This is a genomic window from Serratia marcescens, assembly GCF_029846115.1.
In the GTDB taxonomy this organism is placed as follows: domain Bacteria; phylum Pseudomonadota; class Gammaproteobacteria; order Enterobacterales; family Enterobacteriaceae; genus Serratia; species Serratia marcescens_L.
The window spans coordinates 3,103,931-3,126,864 of the sequence record NZ_JARVZZ010000001.1 but is presented as its reverse complement, the minus strand read 5'-3'; the positions used below and the strand labels follow the sequence as shown (position 1 = coordinate 3,126,864).

The window sequence follows — 22,934 nt, the reverse complement described above, 5'->3', positions numbered from 1 at the left end:
TGCTTTCCTCTTCCTCTGGCCGGGATGGCCCTAAGTAATTGTTATCTATTATTCGAACACGCCTTTGAGCAATCTTCAAAGACTTTTCAATGCGTTGTCGGCCAGGTGACTCACCTGCGCGGCACAGGGCCGGCTGAGCGTCTGCCACCCTCGCCGCAGAATGCGCAAGGCGAGACGATGGCCAAAAACAAAAAAGCCTCCACGAGGGAGGCTTAGGCGCTACTTTTCGTTTCTTTTCTTACGCGCAAAGCCTCCTGATATCAGGCGCTAAAGTAAAAAAAGAAACGAAAAATAGCTGCGTGCATGATTGCGGTACCTTGTCGATGATTGTCCACCAGTGATATAGCGGCGGGCAATGAAAGTCAATATTTGTCGCTGAAAACAAAGATTAAAAGAGGGAGCAAGCTCCCTCTTCTACTGACTTACGCCAGAGCTGCTTTCGCTTTCTCAACCAGTGCGCCGAAGGCCACTTTGTCGAAGACTGCGATGTCAGCCAGGATCTTACGGTCAATTTCGATCGACGCTTTTTTCAAGCCGTTGATGAACTTGCTGTAAGACAGACCGTTCTGACGAGCAGCTGCGTTGATACGTGCAATCCACAGCTGACGGAACTGACGCTTACGTTGACGACGGTCACGGTAAGCGTACTGGCCTGCTTTGATTACTGCCTGGAAGGCAACACGATATACGCGCGAACGGGCACCGTAGTAGCCTTTCGCCTGCTTCATAATTTTCTTGTGACGTGCGCGTGCAATTACACCACGTTTTACGCGAGCCATATGCTCTCTCCTAAAGTCTTATTCTAAATTCAAAAAAAATGGCTTATGCGTACGGCAGGCACGCGGTAACCAGGACCAGATCGTTTTTAGACACCATGCCTTTCGGACGCAGGTGACGTTTACGCTTGGTTGCTTTTTTGGTCAGAATATGACGCAGGTTGGCATGTTTACGCTTAAAACCACCGCTGCCGGTTTTTTTGAAGCGCTTGGCTGCACCACGTACAGTTTTAATCTTTGGCATTTTAATTAAATCCACTTCGCATTGTTAAACAACGAATCAGTTGGGCGAATAAAACCCACACAGCGCAAGCGCCGCGCGGGTTCCATTACTTGTAAGCCTTACTGTTTCTTCTTAGGAGCGAGCACCATAATCATCTGGCGGCCTTCGATCTTCGTAGGGAAGGACTCGACCACTGCCAGATCCATATCTTCACACAGGTCTTTACGGACGCGGTTAAGCACTTCCATACCGATCTGCTGGTGCGCCATCTCACGCCCGCGGAAACGCAGGGTGATTTTGGCTTTATCGCCATCTTCCAGAAAGCGAATCAGGTTGCGTAGTTTGACCTGATAGTCGCCATCATCGGTGCCAGGACGGAATTTGATTTCCTTAACCTGGATAACTTTTTGCTTCTTCTTCTGTTCTTTCGTCGACTTGCTCTTCTCGTAGAGGAATTTGCCGTAATCCATGATTCGGCAAACTGGCGGTTCGGCATTTGGGCTGATTTCTACTAAATCAACGCCCGCTTCCTCAGCTTTTTCAAGAGCTTCATTCAGACTGACAATACCAATCTGCTCGCCATCGACGCCGGTTAGGCGAACTTCTTGCGCGCGAATTTCTCTGTTAATGCGATTAGGACGCGCCGGTTGAACTCGTTTTCCGCCTTTAATACTTTATTCCTCCAGTTGATGAAGACTACGGCTGCGAATCTCTTTCAGCAGCTTGTCTACGACTTCGTTTACGTCCAGGCTTCCCAGGTCTTTGCCACGGCGGGTACGAACGGCAACTTTGCCTGCTTCGACCTCTTTGTCGCCGCACACCAACATGTAAGGGACTCGACGTAAAGTATGTTCGCGAATTTTAAAGCCAATCTTCTCATTTCTCAAGTCCGCTTTCACGCGAATGCCTGCATCCTGCAGTTTTTTGGTCAATTGCTGGACATAATCAGACTGGCTGTCGGTGATATTCATCACCACCACCTGCACCGGAGCGATCCAGGTCGGGTAGAACCCGGCGTATTCTTCGGTAAGGATACCGATGAAACGTTCCATGGAGCCCAAAATGGCGCGGTGAATCATTACCGGCACGACGCGATCGTTGTTTTCGCCAACATACGAAGCGCCCAAACGGCCCGGCAAGAAGAAATCGAGCTGCACGGTACCACATTGCCATGCGCGATCCAAACAATCATGCAGGGTAAATTCAATTTTCGGTCCGTAGAAGGCGCCCTCACCCGGCTGATATTCAAACGGAATGCCGTTCTCGGTCAGCGCGGCGGCCAGGTCCTCTTCCGCACGGGTCCACATGTCGTCGGTGCCGATGCGTTTTTCCGGACGAGTCGACAACTTGACGGCAATCTTGTCGAAACCGAAAGTGCCGTACACGTCATACACCATGCGGATGCATTCGTTCACTTCGGCGCGCACCTGCTCTTCGGTACAGAAGATGTGGGCGTCATCTTGCGTGAAGCCGCGCACGCGCATCAGGCCATGCAGGGAACCCGATGGCTCGTTGCGGTGGCAGCTGCCGAATTCGCCCATGCGCAGCGGCAAATCGCGGTACGACTTCAGGCCCTGGTTGAAGATCTGCACGTGGCCCGGGCAGTTCATCGGCTTGATGCAGTATTCGCGGTTTTCCGACGCGGTGGTGAACATGGCGTCTTTGTAATTTTCCCAGTGGCCGGTTTTTTCCCACAGCACGCGGTCCATCATGAACGGACCTTTCACTTCCTGGTACTGATACTCTTTGAGCTTCATGCGCACGAAGGCTTCCAGCTCGCGGAAGATAGTCCAACCGTCGTTGTGCCAGAACACCATGCCCGGCGCTTCTTCCTGCATGTGATACAGGTCGAGCTGTTTGCCGATCTTGCGGTGATCGCGCTTGGCCGCTTCTTCCAGACGTTGCAGGTAGGCGTTCAACTGCTTCTTGTCTGCCCAGGCGGTACCGTAGATACGCTGCAGCATTTTGTTTTTGCTGTCGCCGCGCCAGTAAGCGCCGGAAGTTTTCTGCAGCTTGAAATGGTGGCAGAAACGCATGTTCGGCACGTGCGGACCGCGGCACATGTCGACGTATTCTTCGTGGTGATACAGGCCAGGACGATCGTCATGGCTGATGTTCTCATCCAGGATCGCCACTTTGTAGATTTCGCCGCGCTCAGCGAAGGTGTCGCGGGCTTCTTGCCAGCTGACCTTCTTCTTGATGACGTCGTAATCCTTATCGGCCAACTCGTGCATCCGCTTTTCCAGCAGATCCAGGTCTTCCTGCGTCAGGGTGCGGTCGATATCCACGTCATAATAGAAACCGTTGTCGATCACCGGACCGATCGCCATTTTGGTATCCGGCCACAGCTGCTTGATCGCATGACCCAGCAGGTGAGCGCAGGAGTGGCGCATGATTTCCAGACCGTCTTCATCTTTGATAGTGATGATGGCCAGCTGCGCATCCGATTCGATCAGATCGCCGGCATCAACCAGCTCGCCGTTGACGCGGCCGGCGATACAGGCTTTCGCCAGGCCAGGGCCGATATCGCGCGCGACATCCATCGGGGAAACGGGGTGGTCGAAATGACGCTGACTACCGTCAGGAAGAGTAATAACAGGCATTAATAATTCCTTATCTACAGTGGTGACCCACACGACAGATCACATGCAGTACGAAAATTGGATTTTGGGTTTGGTCAGCCAGGTTTCAGATCTCGCCCACAATTGCCAGATTGAAACCTCACTGGGTATACAGAATGGAACGCATACCTTCTCAGCCGCATTCGGCTAAGCGAATAGTATCACTAAAATTGTTCCGGATAAATAAAGTGCCGCCGCCCTCACACTTTCGCCTCATTCGGCGCAAAAACGGTTTTCATGTAGCTGAGGGTGGCCAGCAGGCACAGGCCGTAGCCCAGCAGTTCGCAGCCCTCTTCCACCATGTTTTTCACTACCCGGTTATAGCCGTCCAACATCAGCGTTTGCCACAACGCGCTCATGCCGAACAGGCGTGAAAACACCAGAATGCACAGCAGGCCCGCGCACATCATGCCGTAGCCGGGATGCGTCACGAAATCGGCCAGGCCGCGCACCGTCCCCGCAATGTGCCTGGCGGCATGCCACAGGCAGGCCAAGGCGACCGCCAGCGCGAACCACACCCAGGCGCCGTGCCACAGCGCATCGAAGGCGAAGTCCATCTCGCGGATCAACATGCAGAGAAAGAAGCCACCGACCAACATCCAGGCGGAGCGGCGTTCGGCCTGTCGCCAGGCCGCGGCGAAAAAACCGCCGGCGATGGCGAGCAGCAACAGTTCCTGCGCCGCTTCGGTCAGCGAGGTTTCATGCACAAAATTATGCAGCCAGTGTACGTCGATAAACACCAGGCCGACCAAAGCCGCCAAAAAAGCGCCGTAGAACAAAAAGGCAACGGCCTTCCCCAGCAAAATATGCAGTTCTTGTTTCATAATCACACTCATTATTATTTACAGCGCATCTATGTTATCCACCTGTTCTCAGGGATCGTGGCAATTGATGCCTAATACCGTATACAGCGATAAAGGTGGTCATTAATCACGCCGCAAACAATAAAAACCCCGGCACATGGCCGGGGGGAAGCGCCAGTCTTTCCTGGCTGTCATTTCATCACCGTCAGTATTTCAGGCTCTCATCCCTCTATCATCGAGACGCGCAAACGAGCCTGGAAATTACGCCTGCGGAGATGATACGGTTACACGCCGGGCGTTGGTGTTAACGCCCCACAAGCCTGCCAATGCACTGACCACTGCGCCAATCAACAATGCAAAGAATGACCACAGGGCAGCCCGAGACAATTCGTCCGCAGCCGCGGCAGCCTGTTCGCGCGCCTTCTGTTTCAGCTCAGCATACTCCTGTTTTGCCTGATTGATTTTTGCTTCGGCTTCATCCAAACGCTGATTAACCAGCTGCGCAGTTTTATTTTTGGCGTCGACCAAATTCTTCACAGTCTGGTCTACTTCCTGCGGCGTCATATTGGTATTTTCAACCAGCGCTTTTTTCAGTGTGTCTTGATCCACATCTTGCGAGATGGCCTCACCATGTTTTTTAAGCTTGTCGACCAGTTGCTTAATAATTGCATCGCTATTGTCAGGCTGAAGTGCCAGGGCTTTTACTGCGTCTGCCAAATCAGTCTTGGCCGCATTCAACTGTTGCTGCATGAATTCAGGCTGCAATGACGGAATACCACTTTTTTTAAGCGCCGTAACCACATCACCATGCAGCTGTTCAGGTTCCAACGTGGTGTCTATACCCAACTTGTCAAACACCTTGCCACCCACGTCCGCTAACCCGGTTGCCCCTTTGCCAATCGCTGAACCGGCACCGGAGAGCAAGCTGCCAGAGGTCGAAGCGATAGCACCCAGCGCATTGCCGGTGGCCTTCACTGCAGACCCGACCAGCATCCCGCCCAGCACCGCCGCCACAATCAGTGACGTAGCCCATACCAGGAAGCCATGAATAAGGCCGTCATTAGCAGCCAAACGTCCGGCAATAAAAGCGCCGGCAGCCAAGCTAATAATGATTGAAACAGCGGACCAAATCACTACGGTGGTACCGGCTCCATTGATTGGATCGTCTGACGTCGGATCCACGATGGAAAATCCAAGGCTGGTGCCCAACGTCGACAGCAACAGTGAAACAGCCAATACGGTGATAACACCACCAATGACGCTGCCCCAGGAGATTTTTTTCGCCGCTACCCATTCTTTTGCCACTTCCATAGTAAAACTCCTTTTAAGCTTTTCGATTATAAAGAAATGCCACAAAGCCTTACCAGTATAGAAGTGTTTAATCTCTTGAGCGGTTAAATGGTAAAAACAGTTAAAAATAATTAATCATAATTACAGCACGGGCGTGCCTACTCTCGGCGACAACACGCTGACAGAGCGTCTTGGCATCACTATCCTTACGTTATTCACGGGTGAACAGGTCTTGAGCTCATAATATGAACCGGTTACTCGCAGTCCTCGTCGTGCTATGCGCGGTATTAGCGACGCTGTATGGGCGGGTGCATTTTGGCGCGCGTTCAGTGCCGCGGGCGATTGCAGTCAATGAAGCGCCGCTGAGGTGTGAGGATGAACCGGAGCTCGCCGGCGAGTGCAACGGCGAAGATGAAACGCCGGCCGACGGTTAATTAACCTTACGAGCTATCCCCATTGCCGCCAGGCACGCGGCAGGCTAGGCTGTTCAGCTCATGGGCCGCCGCGTGGCGGCTTGAACGTTGCACAGGGAGTTTTTTATGACGGGTATTTTGCAGTTATTCCAGGCCATCGGACTGGGTTTGGTGCTGCTGTTGCCGCTGGCCAACCCGCTGACCACGGTGGCGTTGCTGCTTGGGTTGTCCGGCAATATGACGCGCGAAGAGCGCAACCAGCAGTCGCTGATGGCCTCGGTTTATGTGTTCTGCATCATGACGGTGGCGTTTTACGCCGGGCAGGTGGTGATGAACACCTTCGGCATTTCGATCCCCGGCCTGCGCATCGCCGGCGGCCTGATCGTCGCCTTCATCGGTTTCCGCATGTTGTTCCCTCAGCAGAGCCCTGAAGAGGCGCCGGAGGTGGAGAGCAAGTCGCACGAGCTGCGGCACAAGACGTCGGCCAACATCGCCTTCGTGCCGCTGGCCATGCCGAGCACAGCCGGGCCGGGCACCATCGCAATGATCATCAGCTCGGCGTCGAGCGTCAAGGCGAACTCGCTGGGTTTTGAACCCTGGGTACTGGCGGTGGCACCGGTCGCCATCTTCCTGACGGTCGCAGTGATCCTGTGGGGCTGCCTGCTCAGTTCCGGCGCTATCATGCGGTTGGTGGGGAAAAGCGGCATCGAGGCGATCTCGCGCCTGATGGGCTTCCTGCTGGTGTGCATGGGCGTGCAGTTCATCATCAACGGCGTACTGGAGATCATCTCCACCTATACGCCGGCCGCCGCTTAAAGATCAAAAACGGGCGCGTCGTCGCGCCCGTTGCCGTTATTTCCCCGTCGGCGCCTGCGCGCCCAAAATGCCCTTGCCTTCCGGCACTTCGGTAAAACGGCTGAGGATCTCGCTGTAGGTCCTGGCCGGATCCAGATCCGGGAACTGCGCCGGATAGATAAACTTCGCCAGATACTCCAGCCCGACAATGTTGTACGGATGGTTGTAGAAGTTATGGTAGATGCCGTAGAAGCGCCCTTCTTTCACCGCCGACACCTGCGCGAAGCCCGGACGCTGTTTCATGCGGTTGAAAGCCTCATCCACCTGCTGCTGCGTGACGCCATAGCCAAACGGCACCGCGGCGTTGGTCTTGCTGGCCCACTGCGAGCCGGAAACGATGTAGGCATCCGGTTTCATGGCGATCACTTTTTCCAGCGCCACGTCGCCGGTCGCGCCCGGTAACAGCGCAGAGCCGATGTTGCGCGCGCCGACCGCCTCTACCAGAGCCCCCCAACCGACGTGAGCATGGGTGAAGCAGCAAGATTCCAGCCCGTTCAGGCCGGCCTTGGCTTCGAAGAATACCAGCGGCTTGGGTTCCACCGCCTGCGTCTTGGCCAGAATGGCCTGATAGTGCTGCTGATAATAATCGGTATATTGTTTGGCTTCACTTTCGCGGTTGAGGGTTTCCCCCAGCAGCGTCACGCTTTTCGGCGTGTTTTCCACCGGCTTGAGCATGGTGTCGATAAACAGCACCGGCACGTTCAACGCCTTCAGCTTATCCAGCACGCCGGTTTGGCTCAGGGAAGGTTTGGAGCGCAGCTGGGCGATCATCAGATCGGGCCGCTTGGCGATCACGCTCTCCAGATTCACTTCACCTTTGTCGCTAAAGCCCATATCGATGATATTTTTCGCCGCCGGCCATTTGCTCTGCAAGATAGTCCAGGTCGCCGCGTCACTTTTCTTCAGCAGGTTGTTCCAGGCTACCAGCCGGCCGAACGGGTTGGCACGATCGAGCAGCGCCAGCGTGAGAATGTCGCGCCCGTCCTGCACCACGATGCGTTTCGGTTCTTGCTGGAGGGTGAGCGTCTGGCCGGAGGTGTCGGTCAGGGTCAACGGATAGGTGGTGGCCATCGCCGGAGAGGCTAACACGGCGGCGCAAACCAGCGCCGGCAAAGTGATTCGACGGTGCACGAAAGACTCCTTAGTCATGAACACAATCAGGAAATACTAATGAGAATGGCTTGCATTATCAAAGATAACGCCCAGCAACCCGGCGATTAATTGCAAAGGGATGTGTAGAGAGAGGTTGAGAGGCGCGCCGGAGGCGGCGCGCCCAAGGGATCATACCAGGCCGTAGATCAGCGCCGACAGCGCAATCAGACCCATCACCAGCACGAAGACGTTGCTCGCCGCGCGGTATTTACGCATCGCCGGCACCGCGCGCACCGCGTACATCGGCAGAATGAACAGGATGGCGGCAATCAGCGGGCCGCTGATGGTTTCGATGATGTGCAGCGCGCTGGGGTTCCACACCGTTGCCGCCCAGGTGAGCAGGAACAGCGCCACCGCCGAAATGCGGTGCGTCATACGCGAACTGAGCGGTTTGCCGACCGCGCGCGTGACGCCGTCGATCAGGCTGGTCGCCCCTTCCGTTACCCCCAGCGAGGTGCCGAGATAGGATTTAGCCATTGCCAGCATCGCCATCACCGGGCCGAGATAGGCAATCAGCGGGTTGGAAAACTTGTTGGCCAGGGTGGTCAGCACCGTGATGTTCTGATCTTTCGCCTGCTGCATGTCTTCATGGGACAGGCTCAGCACGCAGCTGAACACGAAAAACAGCACGGTGACGCAGATCAGCACATAGCTGTAGCGCATAATGCGCGCGCAGCGGCGTTCCGCCTTATCGCCATACAGGCTCTTCTGGGTCGAGGCGAAGGAAGAGATGATCGGCGCATGGCTGAAGGAGAACACCATCACCGGCACCGCCAGCCACAGCGAATGCCACAGCCCCGGCGTGTCGAAGCGGGTGGCGGCCAGGCCATGAACGAAGTTGGCGGTATTCCAGCTCGGCATCAGGTACAGCGAAATGCCCATCAGGAACACCAGCAGCGGGAACACCAGCATGCCCATCGCCGCCACGATGCTGTCTTTGCCGCGCAGCAGCACCAGATTCAGCACCACCACCACCGCCAGGCTCAGCCAGATGCGCGGCAGCGGCGCCACGTGGAACTGGTGGATCAGGAAGCTGTCCAGCGCGTTGGTGATCGAAATGCTGTACACCAGCACGATCGGGAAGAACGCCATCAGATACAGCATCATGATGATTTTGCCGGCCAGCACGCCGAAGTGTTCCACCACCACATCGTGAATATTGCCGTCGCGGCTGGAGCCGGAAAGCACGAAGCGGCTGAGCGCACGGTGCGGCAAATAGGTCAGCGGAAAAGCGAACAGCGCCATCAACAGCAGCACCAGCGGGCCGTTCAAACCGGCGTTGATCGGCAAGAACAGCGTGCCGGCGCCCACCGCGGTGGCATAGAGACCGAACATCCAGACGGTGTCGGTTTTGTTCCATTTGGCAGGCTGAGCGGCCGTCAGCGTGCCTGAATCGGGAGAAATCGTACTCATGAGACAGTCTACCTTAATCTGCGGCGCCAACGATTGCGCCTAACGGGATATCCTTCTCCGCGAACTTTTTAATAGTAATCAGTGAATTAAAGCGATATTTCATACTTACGCCTGATGGAAGGACGGCAAAGGATAATGAAAAATACCCTGCGGGTCTATGTTTTATCGGCCGAACGGACGATTTGCGAACAGGAAATGCTGAAAAAACCGGCACAGGCAGGAAAAACTAAGGGCCCCTTGCGGAGCCCTTAAGCGGTTTACTTCTTCGCGTCCGGATGATCCGGCACCTCGGCGCTGCCCATCTCCTTCTCGTCGCGGATCATCGAGCGGTCTTTACGCACGTCGGCCACGTCGGAGGCGCTCACCGCTTTGGCGCTGTTGCCCCAGCTGGTGCGGATGAAGTTCACCACGTCCGCCACCTGCTGATCGTTCAGACGCCAGCCAAACGGCGGCATGGTGATGTTGGACACCGCCCCCTGCACCGCCGGCGTAGTGTTGCCGGTCAGCACGATGTGGATCAGCGAGGTCGCGTCCTCGGTCTGCACCACCGGGTTGCCCTTCAGCGACGGGAAGGCGCGCTTGTAGCCCACGCCGTCGGTGCGGTGGCAGGCCGCGCAGTTATCGACATACAGCGCCGCGCCGGGCTTGCTGTCATTGCCGCGCCACAGATCTTTGGCCACGCTGTCTTCGACCGGAGCCGCCTGCTGCTTGCCGTCTTTCGGCGGCAGCGATTTCAGGTAGCGTGCGATGGCGGTCAGATCGTCGTCGCTCAGGTATTGCAGGCTATGCTCCACCACGTCGCTCATGCCGCCAAACACGATCGCCTTATCGTTACGGCCGGTTTTCAGGAACTCGGTCAGCTCGGCTTCGCTCCAGCTGCCCAGGCCATCCTTGCGGTCGCTGCGCAGGCTGGAAGCCACCCAGCCGTCGATCGGCGCGTTGCTGCCGGACAGATAGTCGTCGCTTTCGCTGTTGCTCAGCGCTTTTTCCTGCATGGTGATGCTGCGCGGGGTATGGCAAGCGCCGCAGTGGCCCAGGCCTTCCACCAGATAACGGCCGCGCTCAATCACCGGATCGGCCTTGGCGTCAGCCACGAAGTCCGCCGGCGACGGTGCGAACATGCCGCGCCAGATGCTCAGCGGCCAGCGCATCGACAGCGGCCACGGGATATCGGAATCCTTGTTGGCCTGCTCCACCGGCTGCACGCCGTGCATGAAATAGGCATACATGGCGCGCATGTCGTCTTCTTTCACCAGCGCGAACGACGGATACGGCATCGCCGGGTACAGGGTACTGCCGTTTTTGGCTACGCCCTTACGCACCGCGTTGTCGAAATCCTCGAAGCTGTAATCGCCGATGCCGGTTTTCTTGTCCGGCGTGATGTTGGTGGAGTAGATGGTGCCGATCGGCGTCTCCATCGCCAGACCGCCGGCGAAGGTTTTACCGCTCTTGCCGTCGGTGTGGCAGGCCACGCAGTCGCCGGCGCGCGCCAAGTATTCACCGCGCTTGATAAGCTCGCTGCTGACGGTGGCGTCCTGCGCCCAAACGGAAAAACTCACTGCACTGAGAACCAGTGCCGGTACAAATGCTTTCATCGTTCGCCGTCCTTATGCCTGCACCAATGGGCCTGGGTTTTTCAGATACTGCTCGCGAATAGCGCGGGCAGACCAATAAGCCAATGCCGCCACGGTGCCGGTCGGGTTGTAGCCCAGCCCCTGCGGGAAGGCCGATGCACCGATCGAGAACACGTTGTGCACGTCCCAGCTCTGCAGATAGCGGTTGACCGCGCTGGTCTTCGGATCTTCCCCCATTACCGCGCCGCCGTTCATGTGGGTGGTCTGGTAACTGGTGGTGTCGAAGTGGCTGTTGGCGTTTTTCGGGCTGCCGGCGATCAGTTTCGGGTTCATCGCCTTGGCGATCGGCGCCATCTTGTCGTACATGAACTGCGCCATCTTGATGTCGTTTTCCTGCCAGTCGAACGTCATGCGCAGCAGCGGCTGGCCAAAGACGTTCTTGTAGTTGGGATCGAGATCCAGATAGTTGTTGCGGTACGACTGGTGCGCGCCGTGAGCGTCCATCGAAACGTGGTGGGTGTAGGCATCCGCCACCGCCGCTTTCCACTTGCTGCCCCAGGCCGGGGTGCCCGGAGGCGTCGGCAGGCCGGAGATCGGCTTGGTGCCCGCCTGGTTGACCCAGAACGGCGAACCGCCGACGAAGCCTTCTTTGGCGTGGTCGAAGTTATCGGCGTTGAAGTCGTCTACGCCCACGCCGTTGCCGCCGGCGCCGATGAACGGGTTGGTGAACACGTCTTTATCGAAGAACGCCTTGATGGTGGTCATGTTCTGGTAGGCGAAGTTGCGCCCGACCACGCCTTCGCCGGTCACCGGATCGTAAGGCTTGCCGATGCCGGACAGCAGCATCAGGTGCACGTTGTGGAACTGGAACGCGCCCAGGATCACCAGATCGGCCGGCTGTTCAATCTCGCGGCCCTGCGCATCGACGTAGTTCACGCCGGTAGCACGGGACTTGTCGTCGGTCAGATTGACCTTCAGCACGTTGGCGTTGGTGCGCAGCTCGAAGCGTTTCTCCATGCGCAGCGCCGGCAAGATGTTGACGTTCGGCGAAGCTTTGGAATACATGTAGCAGGCGTAGCCGCTGCAGAAACCGCAGAAGTTGCACGGGCCCATCTGCGCGCCGTACGGGTTGGTGTAAGAGTCCGAGGTGTTGGCGGACGGCAGGTTGTAAGGGTGATAACCCACCTCCAGCGCCGCTTTCTCGAACAACTGGGCGGAGTAGGTATTTTTCTGCGCCGGCAGCGGGAAGTCGCTGGAGCGATCCGCCGCAAAGCGGTTGCCGCCCTTCTGCGCCACTTTCTGCCCTTTGATGGTCCAGGCGGTGCCGGAGGTGCCGAACACTTTCTCCGCTTTGTCGAAGAACGGTTCCAGCTCGTCGTAGGTCACGCCGAAGTCCTGGATGGTCATGTCCTTCGGAATGAAGTTTTTGCCGTAGCGCTCTTCATAGTGGCTGCGCATGCGCAGTTCGATCGGATCGACGCGGAAATGCACGCCCGACCAGTGCAGGCCGGCGCCGCCGACGCCGGTGCCCGGCAGGAACGCCGCCAGCTGGCGGTAAGGCACCGCGGTCTGGCTGCTGTTATGCCGAATGGTGACGGTGCTTTTCGACAGATCCTGGAACAGCTTGCGGCGGATGTTATAAGTCAGCTCGTCGATCACCTGCGGATAAGACCCGTCCGGATAGGTGTCGCGCATCGGGCCACGCTCCAGCGCCACCACGTTAAGGCCGGCCTCGGTCAGCTCTTTGGCCATGATCGCGCCCACCCAGCCGAAGCCGACGATCACCGCGTCTACTTTTTTCATTACCGTTGCCATGGTTAGCCCCTCTCCCCACGAATCGAGACCGGCGGGAAGGGATAACGCTCCCCTCGCTCAACCCAGTCCATAAAATCGGCGCGCGCGCCCGGAAAATTAATCAGCTTCCAGCCCACCATGTCTTTGTTGCCGCCATGGATAGGATCACTGAAGAAACCTTCGCGGGTGTTTTGCAGCAGATAGGAGAAGAACAGTTTCGACGGCAGCTGCTGGAACTCCGCCTCGCCGGACTCGAACTTTTGCAGCATGGCGTCTTGCTGCGCGCCATCCAGTTCGGCGAAGGGCTTGCCGGCGGTTTTCTTGCTGTAGGCATCGGCGTCACTGATGCCGAGGTTGTAGATTTGCTTGGGCACCAGCGGCAACTGATAGCCCATCTCTTTCGGCACATCGGGGTTGAACGGCCCCTGCATGTACCAGATGGAGCCGGTGGCGTACGGGGTATTCATCTGACGATCGATAAACTCCGGCACGCCGGCTTCCAGTGCGCCGGGGCCGCGTTCGTCGGCCGGGATCAGGCGCGCGACAGCGGCCTTGATGAAGGCCCACTCTTCCGGGGTGAAAAAGGTCGGTTGATAATCGTTCTGCGTTGAGGTGTTCGAGGCCGCGACCGCCGGTGTCGGTGCCGTCAGCGCGCCAACGCCGCTGCCACCAATTACCGCCGCAGGAATTAAGGTCATCGATTTCAACAAGAAATCGCGCCGCGAATTGTTGGTTTTATGATTCGACATGTCACATTCCATCCAAAGATAGTCACAACTATTTAACCGCAACCTTGCGATCGATACGGGTTTTTAAAATAATTTGTTACTTATTTGTATATTTATTGAAGGTCACAATGCGTTCAAACGCAAAAATGTTACCGGTAACTTATTGAATGAACGTAAAGATTTATCCGCTAACGTAAATTTAACTTTTCGTGCGGTTTTTCCGATAAGCGGTGAGGAAATAACGAAAAATGAGAAGTAGGTCGCGCACTGGAACGGCGCCGGAAACAAAATCGGCCGCGTTCAGCGGCCGATTCGACAAGGAAGAGGGTTACTGCGACATCGCCTGGTAGGCGGTGGTCACCTTCCACAAATAGCGCGGCGCCTGCGGCGCCGGGTGCTTTTTCTGGATGTGCTGATAAAACTCGTCCGGGCTCATCTGATTGATGCGATTCACCGCCACGCGCTTGTCCGAGGAGAAGGTGCGCAACATGGCGCCCGCCCCGTTCACGTACGAAACGATGGTGGCGTAACGCAGGGTCTGTGGGTTGTTGATCCCGGCTAGCTGCTGGCTTTGAAGAATATTGATATAGGCCGTTCCCAGATCAATATTGACCGCCGGATCCTTCAGCTCACGCGAGCTGGGTTGCCCGTTTCGTCCTTTCATGCGATAGGCGTCGCGGCCGGCGGTAGAAGCCTTAAGCTGCATCAATCCCACTGCGTTCGAGGTGCTGACCACGTTCGGGTTAAACCCGGACTCCACCTGAATAATCGCTTTAATCAGCGTTTCGTCAACGCCGTAGTTGCTGGCGGCCTGACGAATGTAATCGTTATAAGCAACCGGGGTGCCTGTGCGGTTTACCGGTGCCTGCGGAGGGGGTTTTAACCAACCGCCGCGCGTTGTGCCACTGCCTGAAATATTGCTTGCCGTTTGCGGGTCTTTGGCGCACCCCGACAAAAGCAAAATTGCCGTAAGGCAACCTATTTTTGTTTTCACAGAATCCCTCACTCCTTTCAATGAGTTGCGTAGCATATACAACTTGTAAGGACACCTGCAGTAATTTTTTGGGCTAATCTCAAGGTATCCATATACCAAGAGGTGATTTATGAGTCAATCTGCAACAAACTGCTTTGTGGTGACTTTTCGCTATCAGGAAGAAGGATTAACCGACCTGGCGAAGCTGACCGGGCAATTGACGCGCGAAGGTTTTGTCACGTCGGTGACAGACGAAAATGGCGTTCACCATGAGCTCGGCAGCAACAGTTTTGCGTTCATAACCGTTCTGGATCAAGAGGATGTACAGCATCTGGCGCAGGGATTCGGGCAGTTGGCATTGGGAAAACAGCCGGAGGTGACGATATGCGCCTGTGAGGACTACCTTCAGCGGTTACATACTGATACATAAAATGCTATAACTCCCCGGACGGTATTATTTTTTCAGTTGGAGAAATACCCCGCCGGCGGTGGGCAAGTGACGCTTGACTTCGCTTCAATTGATATTGATAATCATTTTCATTTGAACCAGGAGACGTCATCATGCCATTGATAAGTTGTGCTTTTCGCCGCAGTCGTCCTTCCCGCGCTGCCGCACTGTTACGCCCTTTCACGCTCGCCTGCCTGCTGCTCGGCGCCGCCTTGGTCAGCCAAAACGCGCTGGCGGAAAAAAAGCTGCGCGTGGTGACGACCTTTACCATCATTCAGGACATTGCCCAGAACGTGGCGGGTGATGCCGCCGTGGTGGAATCCATCACCAAGCCGGGCGCCGAGATCCACGACTATCAACCGACTCCGCGCGACATCGTCAAAGCGCAGCACGCCGACCTGATCCTGTGGAACGGCATGAACCTGGAACGTTGGTTCCAGCGCTTCTTCGAGAACATCAAACAGGTGCCGGCGGCGGTCGTGACCGAAGGCATCACCCCGCTGCCGATCCGCGAAGGGCCGTATAACGGCAACCCGAACCCGCATGCCTGGATGTCGCCAAGCAACGCGCTGGTGTACATCGAGAACATTCGCAAAGCGCTGGTGGAGCACGATCCGGCCCATGCGGAAACTTATAACCGCAACGCCAAAGCCTACGCAGAGAAAATCGGCGCGCTGGACGCCCCGCTGCGCGAACGCCTGGCGCGCATTCCGGCCGCACAGCGTTGGCTGGTGACCAGCGAAGGCGCCTTCAGCTACCTGGCGCAGGACTATCAGCTGAAAGAGGTTTATCTGTGGCCGATCAACGCCGATGAGCAAGGTTCGCCGCAGCAGGTGCGCCGGGTGATCGACGCGGTGCGCGCCCACCATATTCCGGTGGTGTTCAGCGAGAGCACCATTTCCGACAAGCCGGCCAAGCAGGTGGCGAAAGAAACCGGCGCCAAATACGGCGGCGTGCTGTACGTGGATTCGCTGTCCACCCGCGACGGCCCGGTGCCGACCTATATCGACCTGCTTAACACCACCGTGCAAACCATCGCCAAAGGATTCGATCAATGACCCATGAACCGTTTGTCCGCCCTGAATTGAACGTGGACGACGTCACCGTGACCTACAACAACGGACACACTGCCATTCACAACGCCAGCTTTACCCTGGGCGGCGGTTCGATCTGCGCGCTGGTCGGCGTCAACGGCAGCGGTAAATCAACGTTGTTCAAAAGCATCATGGGCCTGGTCAGGCCCACCGCCGGCCGGGTGTCGCTCAGCGACAAACCGGTGGCGGACGCGCTGAAAAAGAACCTGATCGCCTACGTGCCACAGACCGAAGACGTCGATTGGAACTTCCCGGTGCTGGTGGAAGACGTGGTGATGATGGGCCGCTACGGCAAGATGAATTTCCTGCGCATTCCTTCGCGCGAGGATCGGTTGCGGGTCGACAAGGCGCTGGAACGCGTCGGCCTGAGCGAGCTGCGCAGCCGGCAGATCGGCGAGCTGTCCGGTGGCCAGAAGAAGCGCGTGTTCCTGGCGCGTGCGCTGGCGCAACAGGGCACCGTGCTGCTGCTGGATGAACCGTTCACCGGCGTGGATGTGAAAACTGAGAATGCCATTATCGAGCTGCTGCGCGCATTGCGCGACGAGGGGCATTTGATTCTGGTCTCCACCCACAACCTCGGCAGCGTGCCGGAGTTTTGCGATCGGGTGATCCTCATCAATCGCACAGTGCTGGCCGCCGGCCCGACCGAGACCACCTTCACCCAGAGCAACCTGGAGCAGGCATTCGGCGGCGTGCTGCGCCATATTAACCTCTCCGGTCCGGATCTGCACGACGACAACGATCCGCGCACCGTTACGGTGTTGACCGACGATGAGCGCCCGGCGGTGTTCTACGGCCATACCAAGAGCGATCCGCCGGCCAACAGCCAGGCCAGGGAGAAACAATCCTGATGCTGGACCTTCTGCTGCAACCTTTCAGTTACAACTATATGGTGAAGGCCATCTGGGTCAGCGCCATCGTCGGCGCCGCCTGCGCGTTCCTGTCCGCCTACCTGATGTTGAAAGGGTGGTCGCTGATGGGCGATGCGCTGTCGCACTCGGTGGTGCCCGGCGTGGCCGGCGCCTACGCCCTCGGCCTACCCTACGCCGCCGGTGCCTTCTTCACCGGTATGCTGGCGGCGCTGGCGATGACGCTGGTGCGCCATATCACCCGGCTGCGCGAAGACGCCATCATCGGCTTTATCTTCTCCACCTTCTTCGCCGTCGGCCTGCTGATCGTGTCGCTCAACCCCACCTCGGTCAACGTACAGTCGATCATCTTCGGCAATATCCTCGGCATCGCCGACGAAGACGTGCTGCAGGTGGAAATCATCATCGGCGTTTCGCTGCTGATCCTGTGCCTGGTATGGAAAGACCTGCTGGCGGTGTTCTTCGACGAAAGCCACGCGGTGTCGATCGGCCTGTCGCCGCTGCGGCTTAAGATCCTGTTCTTCACCCTGCTCAGCGCCTGCACCGTCGCCGCGCTGCAAACCGTCGGCGCCATTCTGGTGATCGCCATGGTGATCACCCCGGGCGCCACCGCCTACCTGCTGACCGACCGTTTCAGCCGGCTGGTGATCATCGCCATCATCATCGGCGCGTTGACCAGCGGCGTCGGCGCCTACCTGAGCTTCTTCCTCGACGGCGCCACCGGGGGCGTGATCGTCACCCTGCAAACGCTGGTGTTCCTGGCGGCGTTCTTCTTCGCGCCGAAACACGGCCTGCTGGCGGCAAAACGTCGCGTAGCACAGTCACAAACCGGAGGCCGCTGATGGACACGCTCTACCAACTGCTCAGCGAACCCTTCGCCTACCCGTTCATGCAGCGGGCGATCGTCGCCGCCATCGTCACCGGCGTAGTGTGTGCCGTGCTCTCCTGTTATCTGGTGCTCAAAGGGTGGTCGCTGATGGGCGACGCCATCTCGCACGCGGTGCTGCCCGGCATCGTGGTGGCGTTCGTGGTCGGCATCCCGCTGGCGATCGGCGCGTTCCTCTCCGGCATCTTTTGCGCGGTAGCCACCGGCTACCTGAAAGAGAACAGCCGGGTAAAAGAAGACACGGTGATGGGCATCGTCTTTTCCGGCATGTTCGCCTTCGGCCTGGTGCTGTTCTCGCGCATCGACACCGACCAGCACCTGAGCCACATTCTGTTCGGCAACATGCTGGGCATTACCGACGGCGAGCTGAAGCAAACCCTGCTGATCGCCAGCATCACCCTGGCGGTGGTGCTGCTCAAGCGCAAAGACTTCATGCTGTACTGCTTCGATCCGCATCATGCGCGGGTGATTGGCCTGCCGGTCAAGCTGCTGCACTACGGGCTGCTGTGCCTGCTGGCGATGACCATCGTCGCCTCGCTGCAGGCCGTGGGGGTGATCCTGGTGATCGCCATGCTGATCGCCCCTGGCATCATCGCCTTTATGCTGTGCCGCCGCTTCGATCGCATGCTGATGGTGGCGACGGTGGTGTCGGTGTTCTCTTGCGTGCTCGGCACCCTGATCAGTTTCCACATCGACGGCGCCACCGGGCCCTGCATCGTCATTGTGCAAGCCGTGCTGTTCGTTATCGCTTTGTTGTACAGTAAATTGCGTCCGTTACAGCGTAACCAAACCGCCCTGAGCGGCAGTTAAGCGCCCCTCTGATGCGGCGGTGATCCCCGCCGCATCCTGTTTCCCCTGCTCGCTTATCCGTTGTCATCAAGTTGCAACCGGTATTGCGCTTAAATTAATCAATAGGGTATATACTTTGAGCTGGCGAGGCGCTGAAAAAATCGCCACCTTTGACGCCGGCTGTGCGCCGCGTCGTGTTTTCACCACGGGAAAGACGCTAACCTAATGAATTATCAGGCAGCACAGAGGGGGAAATACCATGTGGCAAGCCGTTAGCCGTCTGTTAAGTGAACATCTTGGCAGCGCAGAGATACGCGAAAGGATTGAACTGCCCGGGGGCGACATTCACCCGGCGTGGCGCGTGAGTTACGGTGACAACGAAGTGTTCGTGAAATGCGACGCCCGTGAACAACTGCCGATATTCACCGCCGAGGCCGATCAGCTGGCGTTGCTGGCGCGCAGCAAAAGCGTGCGGGTGCCGGAAGTGTACGGCGTCGGCAGCGATCGCGACTACAGCTTCCTGCTGCTGGAGTATCAGCAGCTGAAACCCCTCGACGCCCACGGCGCCTACTGCCTGGGCCAGCAGCTGGCGCACCTGCACCAGTGGAGCGAGCAACCGCAGTTCGGTCTCGACTTCGACAGCGATCTGACCACCACCCCGCAACCCAATGCCTGGCAGCGCCGCTGGTCGGAATTCTTCGCTGAGCAGCGCATCGGCTGGCAGCTGCAGCTGGCGGCGGAGAAAGGCATGACCTTCGGTGACATCGACGACATCGTCGATCGGGTGTATCTGCGCTTGCAGCACCACCAGCCGCAGCCTTCCCTGCTGCACGGCAACCTGTGGCCGGGCAACTGCGCGATGACCGCCCACGGGCCGATTCTGTTCGACCCGGCCAGTTACTGGGGCGACCGAGAGTGCGATTTGGCGATGCTGCCGCTGTATCCGGAACTGCCGCCGCAGATCTACGACGGCTATCAGAGCGTGTGGCCGCTGGGTGCCGGGTTTATCGAGCGCCAGCCGCTGTATCAGCTGTACTATCTGCTCAACCGCAGCAACCTGTTCGGCGGCCAGCATCTGGTGGCTGCGCAACGCGCGGTGGAAGCGCTGTTGCAACCCGAGGCGTCGTAACGTTCCGGGGCGCCGCTCGGCGCCCCGTTCATGGCTCAGGCCGCGCCGGCCAATTGCCCCAACAGGCGGATCACGAACCAGGCGATCACCGCAATCACGATCGGCAGGATATACAGCGGGAAATACTGCAGGAAGATGGTGTGGTGTGGCAGCGTGATGCGCGCCTCCAGCTGCTGGCGCGTGTGTCCTTCGCTGCCCTTGGCCTGCTCCAGGATCATCTGGTCTTCCAACCCTTCGCGGATGAACTTGACCTGGCGCGACATGCGCGCGCCGGAAGCCTGCAGCGCCAGCCCGACGAAGATCAGTATGTAGATGATGATGAACATCAGATTGGCGCCGCTGAACAGGCTTTTATCCACATCAGGCACCGGCGAGTTGTACCAGAAAAGATTCAGGAACGGCGTATTGAAACGCACCATGTCCACCATCACATGGACAAAATCCAGCATCACCGCGTTGATGCCCTTGGTTTTTTCACTGTGTTGATAGACAAAGCCCAGCACGGAAATCAGCGTCGACAGCAACGCCGGAATAAAAACTACCCATCCCAGAATGCGTTTCAAAATGGCGATACGCCCGGCCTGTTGATACGTCATGTGTTCCCCTTGTTAGCGACGTAACCGAATCGGCTAAGTCTACCTGCAGTTGGCGAAACTCGCCCACCGTTTTCTTCATTCCCGCTGTGCTACAAGCTTAGCCGAATTCGCCGAAATCAACTGCTTAACGACGTTCGCGCACTATCATTGAAGAGATAACGTTATCCGTTAAGTCAGAGGCCGTCATGATTCGACTGATTATCTTATTGCTGGGCGCGCAGGCGCTGCACGGCCAGCGCCGCCTGCTGGTGCTGTTCGGTTGGCTGTGGATAGCCGCAGGGGCGCTGATGCTGTTCGACATCCTGCAGGATGGCCGGTCCGTACTGGCGCTGGATGCGCTGGCGATCATCCTGGCGCTGGAGGGGCTGGTGGCGATATCCGCCGCGCTGGTGATCGGCTCTTCGGCCAGCCGGCCGGTGCTGCTTAAGGGGCTGGGCTTCGTGTTTATGGCCTTTTTAATGTTGGACGTGCCCGCAGACGATAACATCGTCGCCACCGTGGTGTTTGGCAGCGCGCTGCTGCTCGACGGCGCCGTGCGCATCGCCTCCTCTACGGTGATTCAACACAGCCGATGGAAAACCGTGGCGCTGGCGGGCGGCGGCGAGATCCTGCTTTCGTTGATGATTTTTGTCGGCTGGCCGGCGCCGCATCGGATGACGGTGCCCTTTTGCCTCGGTGTAATGATGGTGCTTTCCGGCTGGGCTTTATTGCGTATCGCCCGGAGACTGACAAGCTTTTCTCTGAATCAGCACCCAACCCGGCAGCCTCCGCACCCGGCGGATGAGGCTGCGCCGCTCACGGTGTATGTCTGGACACCGATTGGTGCGGCTAAAGATCCGCGTCGGCGTTACATCGTCGACCGATACATCGCGGCGGTCGACGACGGTGGCAATATCTCCACCGGTCATGCCGCCCTGGCGCTTGCGCCGGATGTGTATATCAGTCACTACCCCCTCAACGACATCAGCCATTCCGTTCAGGATTTCCGCCAGTTGTTGCATGCCGGCGAACAGAACAACGTCGACGGACGTTTCCTGCCCGACCTGTCGGGCGAGATCGCCGCCTGGTGCCCCCCGGACAAGAAAATTCAGTTCTATCGCTATAACCCGGTGGCGCTGCGCGCATTCTGGTTGCGGTATCGGCAGGACGCAACTTACAACCTGACCCGGCGCAACTGTTCCACCACGGTCATCGGCGCGCTCGACAGTGCGCTGGAGGGCGTGCTGGGCGATAAACATCTGTGGCGCCGTTTTCTGTTACTGGTGCTGGATCCCAACCTGTGGATGCTGGCGGTACTGCGCAGCCGTGGCGAAAGCATGACCTGGACGCCGGGGTTGGTACTGGACTATGCGCGCATGTTGCAACAGGTCACCGAGCGTCAACACCAACGCTGGTGGCTAAAGTTGCGCGAGATGTGGAATATCCTTCGCTTTGGCAAAAGCCAAACGCGCAGGCAAAGATTTTAGTCTCGCCACCGGCGATGATAGAGTATCGGGCACATTCACCCGCGCCGGCAGGAGTTAACCGTTAATGGCTTATTCGCAACGCATTGAAACCGCAATTTTTGATATGGACGGCTTGTTGATCGATTCGGAACCGCTGTGGCTGCAGGCCGAGCTGGATATCTTCGGCGCGTTGGGTCTGGATCTGTCCGATCGCCACAAACTGCCGGACACCCTGGGGCTGCGCATCGATCTGGTGGTGAAGATGTGGTACCAGGCGATGCCCTGGCAAGGGGTTTCGCTCGATGAGGTGTCGGCGCGGATTATCGAGCGCGCCATCGAGCTGGTGCACGAGACACGCCCGCTGCTGCCGGGCGTCCGCCAGGCGCTGGAGCTATGCCGCGAGCAGGGGCTGAATATCGGCCTCGCCTCCGCCTCGCCGCTGCACATGCAACAGCAGGTGCTGAAGATGTTCGATCTTGAGGGCTACTTCGATCAGCTGGTTTCCGCCGAATACCTGCCGTACAGCAAACCGCACCCGGAGGTCTACCTGATCGCCGCCGAACGGCTGGGCAGCGATCCGCTGCGCTGCATCACGCTGGAAGACTCCTTTAACGGCATGATCGCCACCAAGGCCGCGCGCATGCGTTCCATCGTGATCCCGGCCGCCGAATACCGCCACGATCCGCGCTGGGCGTTGGCGGACCACCAGTTGGAGACCCTGGAACAGCTCACCCCCGCCCATTTTGCCTGACCTGCGGCGTCGGCCACCGGCGCCCTGGCTTTGCGGCTCTACGGCATAAAAGGGATCCGTGCTGCAAAACAAACGAAACAGTGTTTCATTATTATTGAATTGGCATGCTGTTGTTATTATGCTGGGCGGCAGGGAAAGCGACGGCCCGCGTAGCGTTGTCACTGCCACGCAGCGCTCTTCGCGGCCGCCGCTTCCTCCCGCCGCCGCACACTGAAAACCGCCTTCGTTTCTCTCCGTTCTGCACCGCCTATCGCCCGCTTTTTATTCTCACCCGTCAAAATCGATGATTTGTTACGCATTGCCGTAACAAGC

Annotated in this window: 23 protein-coding genes and 1 other annotated feature; of the genes, 9 read left to right on the top strand and 14 right to left on the bottom strand. The window is 57.8% G+C overall.

What is annotated here, in order from left to right; all coding sequences use genetic code 11:
- Positions 1 to 186: 186 nt before the first annotated feature.
- Positions 187 to 309, bottom strand: a sequence feature (Phe leader region).
- From pheM to QDT79_RS14760, 7 genes are all read right to left on the bottom strand, one after another.
- On the bottom strand, positions 261 to 305 hold the full coding sequence (pheM, locus tag QDT79_RS14790; protein WP_121626058.1) for a pheST operon leader peptide PheM: 45 nt from the start codon (positions 303 to 305) through the stop codon (positions 261 to 263). (Overlaps the previous feature by 45 nt.)
- Before the next feature lie 113 nt (positions 310 to 422).
- Positions 423 to 779, bottom strand: coding sequence for a 50S ribosomal protein L20 (gene rplT, locus QDT79_RS14785; protein ID WP_004931417.1), 357 nt, complete (start codon positions 777 to 779; stop codon positions 423 to 425).
- Between the two features lie 43 nt (positions 780 to 822).
- Entirely contained in the window at positions 823 to 1,020 is a 198-nt protein-coding gene (gene rpmI, locus QDT79_RS14780; RefSeq protein WP_004931418.1) for a 50S ribosomal protein L35, read from the bottom strand.
- Between the two features lie 98 nt (positions 1,021 to 1,118).
- Positions 1,119 to 1,670 (bottom strand): translation initiation factor IF-3, encoded by a 552-nt coding sequence (infC, locus tag QDT79_RS14775; protein WP_048233542.1) that lies wholly within the window; start codon positions 1,668 to 1,670, stop codon positions 1,119 to 1,121.
- Between the two features lie 3 nt (positions 1,671 to 1,673).
- Entirely contained in the window at positions 1,674 to 3,602 is a 1,929-nt protein-coding gene (gene thrS / locus QDT79_RS14770) for a threonine--tRNA ligase (protein WP_025159696.1), read from the bottom strand.
- A 218-nt stretch (positions 3,603 to 3,820) separates the two neighbouring features.
- Positions 3,821 to 4,444, bottom strand: a complete 624-nt coding sequence (locus QDT79_RS14765; protein WP_107226886.1) for a hypothetical protein — start codon at positions 4,442 to 4,444, stop codon at positions 3,821 to 3,823.
- Positions 4,445 to 4,684: 240 nt separating this feature from the next.
- Entirely contained in the window at positions 4,685 to 5,734 is a 1,050-nt protein-coding gene (locus QDT79_RS14760; RefSeq protein WP_039566428.1) for an AAA family ATPase, read from the bottom strand.
- A gap of 518 nt (positions 5,735 to 6,252) precedes the next feature.
- Here QDT79_RS14760 and QDT79_RS14755 point away from each other — a divergent pair.
- On the top strand, positions 6,253 to 6,942 hold the full coding sequence (locus QDT79_RS14755) for a MarC family NAAT transporter (protein WP_063989681.1): 690 nt from the start codon (positions 6,253 to 6,255) through the stop codon (positions 6,940 to 6,942).
- 36 nt (positions 6,943 to 6,978) lie between these two features.
- On the opposite strand, the gene QDT79_RS14750 is transcribed toward QDT79_RS14755, so the two are convergent.
- From QDT79_RS14750 to QDT79_RS14725, 6 genes are all read right to left on the bottom strand, one after another.
- The gene (locus QDT79_RS14750; protein ID WP_063989680.1) at positions 6,979 to 8,112 is read right to left on the bottom strand and encodes an ABC transporter substrate-binding protein; all 1,134 of its coding nucleotides are present in this window, start codon (positions 8,110 to 8,112) and stop codon (positions 6,979 to 6,981) included.
- 150 nt (positions 8,113 to 8,262) lie between these two features.
- Positions 8,263 to 9,546, bottom strand: coding sequence for an SLC5/6 family protein (locus QDT79_RS14745; RefSeq protein WP_063989679.1), 1,284 nt, complete (start codon positions 9,544 to 9,546; stop codon positions 8,263 to 8,265).
- Positions 9,547 to 9,803: 257 nt separating this feature from the next.
- On the bottom strand, positions 9,804 to 11,141 hold the full coding sequence (locus QDT79_RS14740) for a c-type cytochrome (protein WP_149559641.1): 1,338 nt from the start codon (positions 11,139 to 11,141) through the stop codon (positions 9,804 to 9,806).
- Positions 11,142 to 11,153: 12 nt separating this feature from the next.
- Entirely contained in the window at positions 11,154 to 12,935 is a 1,782-nt protein-coding gene (locus tag QDT79_RS14735; RefSeq protein WP_025302609.1) for a GMC family oxidoreductase, read from the bottom strand.
- Between the two features lie 2 nt (positions 12,936 to 12,937).
- Positions 12,938 to 13,663 carry a gluconate 2-dehydrogenase subunit 3 family protein gene (locus QDT79_RS14730; RefSeq protein ID WP_049198584.1) on the bottom strand — a complete coding sequence of 242 codons (726 nt, stop codon included), beginning with the start codon at positions 13,661 to 13,663 and terminating at the stop codon, positions 12,938 to 12,940.
- Between the two features lie 307 nt (positions 13,664 to 13,970).
- A complete protein-coding gene (locus QDT79_RS14725; protein WP_025302607.1) occupies positions 13,971 to 14,636 on the bottom strand; it encodes a transglycosylase SLT domain-containing protein in 666 nt (221 codons plus the stop codon).
- Positions 14,637 to 14,745: 109 nt separating this feature from the next.
- Here QDT79_RS14725 and ghoS point away from each other — a divergent pair, with 109 nt between their 5' ends.
- The 6 genes from ghoS (at position 14,746) to QDT79_RS14695 (ending at position 19,830) form a co-directional block, all read left to right on the top strand.
- Positions 14,746 to 15,045, top strand: a complete 300-nt coding sequence (gene ghoS, locus QDT79_RS14720) for a type V toxin-antitoxin system endoribonuclease antitoxin GhoS (RefSeq protein ID WP_107226889.1) — start codon at positions 14,746 to 14,748, stop codon at positions 15,043 to 15,045.
- Positions 15,046 to 15,176: 131 nt separating this feature from the next.
- Positions 15,177 to 16,121 (top strand): metal ABC transporter substrate-binding protein, encoded by a 945-nt coding sequence (locus tag QDT79_RS14715; RefSeq protein WP_063989676.1) that lies wholly within the window; start codon positions 15,177 to 15,179, stop codon positions 16,119 to 16,121.
- Positions 16,118 to 17,008, top strand: coding sequence for a manganese/iron ABC transporter ATP-binding protein (locus tag QDT79_RS14710; RefSeq protein WP_063989675.1), 891 nt, complete (start codon positions 16,118 to 16,120; stop codon positions 17,006 to 17,008). The genes QDT79_RS14715 and QDT79_RS14710 overlap by 4 nt, the downstream gene beginning before the upstream one ends.
- Positions 17,008 to 17,868, top strand: a complete 861-nt coding sequence (yfeC, locus tag QDT79_RS14705; protein ID WP_063989674.1) for an iron/manganese ABC transporter permease subunit YfeC — start codon at positions 17,008 to 17,010, stop codon at positions 17,866 to 17,868. Before QDT79_RS14710 ends, yfeC begins: the two co-directional genes overlap by 1 nt.
- Complete coding sequence (locus tag QDT79_RS14700) at positions 17,868 to 18,722, top strand: metal ABC transporter permease (RefSeq protein WP_107226890.1); 855 nt, start codon at positions 17,868 to 17,870, stop codon at positions 18,720 to 18,722. The genes yfeC and QDT79_RS14700 overlap by 1 nt, the downstream gene beginning before the upstream one ends.
- 238 nt (positions 18,723 to 18,960) lie before the next feature.
- The gene (locus tag QDT79_RS14695; protein WP_004931452.1) at positions 18,961 to 19,830 is read left to right on the top strand and encodes a fructosamine kinase family protein; all 870 of its coding nucleotides are present in this window, start codon (positions 18,961 to 18,963) and stop codon (positions 19,828 to 19,830) included.
- 35 nt (positions 19,831 to 19,865) lie between these two features.
- Here QDT79_RS14695 and QDT79_RS14690 read toward each other — a convergent pair whose 3' ends face one another.
- The gene (locus QDT79_RS14690) at positions 19,866 to 20,426 is read right to left on the bottom strand and encodes a YniB family protein (protein WP_063989672.1); all 561 of its coding nucleotides are present in this window, start codon (positions 20,424 to 20,426) and stop codon (positions 19,866 to 19,868) included.
- 185 nt (positions 20,427 to 20,611) lie between these two features.
- On the opposite strand from QDT79_RS14690, the gene QDT79_RS14685 reads away from it, so the two are divergent.
- Positions 20,612 to 21,892: an HdeD family acid-resistance protein gene (locus QDT79_RS14685; protein WP_107226891.1), complete on the top strand. Its 1,281-nt coding sequence runs from the start codon at positions 20,612 to 20,614 to the stop codon at positions 21,890 to 21,892.
- A 64-nt stretch (positions 21,893 to 21,956) separates the two neighbouring features.
- Positions 21,957 to 22,622 (top strand): hexitol phosphatase HxpB, encoded by a 666-nt coding sequence (gene hxpB / locus QDT79_RS14680; RefSeq protein ID WP_049198577.1) that lies wholly within the window; start codon positions 21,957 to 21,959, stop codon positions 22,620 to 22,622.
- Positions 22,623 to 22,934 lie beyond the last annotated feature (312 nt).

Coding starts and splice junctions, on each gene's coding strand:
- rplT (WP_004931417.1), bottom strand. CDS start 779: ATGGCTCGCGTAAAACGTGGTGTAATTGCACGCGCACGTCACAAGAAA.
- rpmI (WP_004931418.1), bottom strand. CDS start 1,020: ATGCCAAAGATTAAAACTGTACGTGGTGCAGCCAAGCGCTTCAAAAAA.
- thrS (WP_025159696.1), bottom strand. CDS start 3,602: ATGCCTGTTATTACTCTTCCTGACGGTAGTCAGCGTCATTTCGACCAC.
- QDT79_RS14765 (WP_107226886.1), bottom strand. CDS start 4,444: ATGAAACAAGAACTGCATATTTTGCTGGGGAAGGCCGTTGCCTTTTTG.
- QDT79_RS14760 (WP_039566428.1), bottom strand. CDS start 5,734: ATGGAAGTGGCAAAAGAATGGGTAGCGGCGAAAAAAATCTCCTGGGGC.
- QDT79_RS14755 (WP_063989681.1), top strand. CDS start 6,253: ATGACGGGTATTTTGCAGTTATTCCAGGCCATCGGACTGGGTTTGGTG.
- QDT79_RS14745 (WP_063989679.1), bottom strand. CDS start 9,546: ATGAGTACGATTTCTCCCGATTCAGGCACGCTGACGGCCGCTCAGCCT.
- QDT79_RS14740 (WP_149559641.1), bottom strand. CDS start 11,141: ATGAAAGCATTTGTACCGGCACTGGTTCTCAGTGCAGTGAGTTTTTCC.
- QDT79_RS14735 (WP_025302609.1), bottom strand. CDS start 12,935: ATGGCAACGGTAATGAAAAAAGTAGACGCGGTGATCGTCGGCTTCGGC.
- QDT79_RS14730 (WP_049198584.1), bottom strand. CDS start 13,663: ATGTCGAATCATAAAACCAACAATTCGCGGCGCGATTTCTTGTTGAAA.
- ghoS (WP_107226889.1), top strand. CDS start 14,746: ATGAGTCAATCTGCAACAAACTGCTTTGTGGTGACTTTTCGCTATCAG.
- QDT79_RS14715 (WP_063989676.1), top strand. CDS start 15,177: ATGCCATTGATAAGTTGTGCTTTTCGCCGCAGTCGTCCTTCCCGCGCT.
- QDT79_RS14710 (WP_063989675.1), top strand. CDS start 16,118: ATGACCCATGAACCGTTTGTCCGCCCTGAATTGAACGTGGACGACGTC.
- yfeC (WP_063989674.1), top strand. CDS start 17,008: ATGCTGGACCTTCTGCTGCAACCTTTCAGTTACAACTATATGGTGAAG.
- QDT79_RS14700 (WP_107226890.1), top strand. CDS start 17,868: ATGGACACGCTCTACCAACTGCTCAGCGAACCCTTCGCCTACCCGTTC.
- QDT79_RS14695 (WP_004931452.1), top strand. CDS start 18,961: ATGTGGCAAGCCGTTAGCCGTCTGTTAAGTGAACATCTTGGCAGCGCA.
- QDT79_RS14690 (WP_063989672.1), bottom strand. CDS start 20,426: ATGACGTATCAACAGGCCGGGCGTATCGCCATTTTGAAACGCATTCTG.
- QDT79_RS14685 (WP_107226891.1), top strand. CDS start 20,612: ATGATTCGACTGATTATCTTATTGCTGGGCGCGCAGGCGCTGCACGGC.
- hxpB (WP_049198577.1), top strand. CDS start 21,957: ATGGCTTATTCGCAACGCATTGAAACCGCAATTTTTGATATGGACGGC.